Source organism: Williamsia sp. (genome assembly GCF_036566845.1).
In the GTDB taxonomy this organism is placed as follows: Bacteria; Actinomycetota; Actinomycetes; order Mycobacteriales; family Mycobacteriaceae; genus Williamsia.
Genome location: NZ_DATCVM010000227.1, coordinates 1 through 2143 on the forward strand (window position 1 = coordinate 1; position 2143 = coordinate 2143).

A 2143-nucleotide genomic window follows, 5' to 3' on the forward strand; every position below is an offset into this window, starting at 1 on the left:
CCGGCCGCCTGATGCGTTGCGTTTGATGCAGTGACGCATGAAGTGTCGGTCGGGGGCGATGTGGGCGTGGGGGTCGGCACGGGTGTGGGGCTTGGCGTCGGTGACCCGCCTAGGCGACGGTTGTTCTCGAAGAAGAATTTCGTCACGTAGGCGGGATAGTCGATGCTGTTGCCTGAGATGTACGAGCCGTTCGTGCCCGTGCCTGCCGGCCAGTTGTGGCCGAGACCCGTGTTTTGGATCACGGATACTCGCGGCCCCGCGCCATCGTTGTAGAGCGTGCCACTGCCGGTCGTATTCGTGCCGGCGAAGCCCCCGAGCGAGAAGTTCGACGACGTCTCTGCGCCATAGATGCCGGCCATGATTTGTGCGTTCAACGTGTTGTAGCCGGGCGCAACCGTGGCATCGTTGCTTCCATATATCACTGAGGTCAGCTGCGTCTGGAACGCGGCCGAGTTTTCACCGGCGAAGCGCTTACACACGTCCGTTCCGGTTGTCTTGCTGGTGCTGACCCAAGAATATTGACTCGAAGTGGTGCCGATTCCGGGACCTGCGTTGAGTCCGATGCCGGCGAAGATATGCGGGAACAGGCAACCGACGACCATCGTCTCCGCGCCTCCGGAGGACAGCCCGCTGATGTATGTCTGGGCGGGGTCGATTGCAAGTCCTTCGCGGGCCTGCAGCGACTCAGCGAGCGCGAGCACGTTGTCATCATGGCGGGCTGGACTCGTCGAGCTGTGGTTGGAGTCGTAGTAGTCCCAGCATCCGAGGTACACGCCTCCGTTGGGCGCGTCCGGCACCGCCACGACCATTCCGTATTCGTCTGCCACATCCGTCCAGTTTCCGTCCTGCTGCAGGTCCTGCGCCTTCTGCGAACAGCCATGGAGTGAGATCATCAGGGCGCGACCGCTCGCGATGGCAGGAGGCGTCGCTGGTGTGTAGATGCGAACCGACATACCTGCAATCGTCTCGGTGGTCCATCCTCCGGATGCGGCGCGTGCCGGCGGCGAAATCCACGCGCCCACGAGCATGGTCGCGATGGCTACTGCGATTGCGGTCGCAGCCAGTGCGGTACGGCTAGTCGATCGGTGCAGCGCACCCTTGCTTGTCAAACTCATTGAGGTTCTCCTTCGACGACGTTGTCTGGAGCAAGAAGCATGTGCTGATCGCGGCGCATCTCACACGTAGGTGAGATCGTTGGCGCGGTGCCTTCTCGCCAATGCACTTCGCAGACGAGCACGAGATTCTGCTGCCATGCAGGCGGCGAATGGCAGTTCTCGCACGCATCAGTTCGAGCACTCCCTTCACTAGTGAATCGGGCTGTGAGCGTCGATCGGCTGCGCGGACGCGGCCCCGAACCGGATGGCTGTATCCCGTTCTCGGTGGGAAACGGTGGCGGTCGAAAGGGTCTGCACGCTCGAGCAGGCGCGAGGGTCGCCTCACTGGCGATGCCCGCCAGTCCTGGCACAGGACGTGTCCTGGACGGTACTCGCGAGGTCACGGCTGAACCCCCGGTCCCTCAGGGGTTCAGCCGGTCCTGTGCCGCCGCCCGTTCAGTTCCCGGGGACGCCTTCCTTCACGACGGGCGGGAACGCTGCGTCAATCGCCTCGACCTCGTCATCCGTGACGCGATAGGTCGAGCCAACATAATCCTGTACGCCGTCGTCGACGATCTGGATGCCGGCTGCCGGGTAGGCCTCGTGGGAGTCCTTCGAGAACGCAAGTGGGACGATGCCGTTCCCCGTGAGGTCACCTGAGGTCAGCGCCTCGAGCAGCGACTCGCGTGTGGGGTTCTCGCCAGCAGCCTCCAACGCCTCAGCGAACAGGTACGCCATGCTCATGCCGTAGATGGTGTTCCCGTCGAAGACGGCTCCATCGTTGTACTCGTCGTTGATCGTGCTGAACAGCTCGACCCAGTCGGAGGTGATGCCTGGCATGTAGTTGGCGCTGACGAAACCGTCCAGAAGCTGTGGGGCCGCGTCCTTGAGCAGACCCGACAAGGTGACGTAGTCGGCGCCGACGGATGTGGCGAACCACGTCGGCGACCACCCGAGCTGTGCGGCGGTGCCGATGGCCAGTGCCGAGAACCCGGGGATCGTGGCGAGCATCACGATCTCGCAGCCCGCTGTCTTCAAGGCGCCGATCT

Annotated in this window: 2 protein-coding genes; both read right to left on the reverse strand. The window is 63.3% G+C overall.

What is annotated here, in order from left to right; genetic code table 11:
* Positions 1–953 (reverse strand): PHB depolymerase family esterase (locus VIQ49_RS21790; protein ID WP_331888576.1); only part of this gene is annotated, 953 nt, incomplete at its 3' end.
* Between the two features lie 597 nt (positions 954–1550).
* The coding region (locus tag VIQ49_RS21795) for an ABC transporter substrate-binding protein (protein WP_331888578.1) at positions 1551–2143 on the reverse strand (593 nt) is incomplete at its 5' end.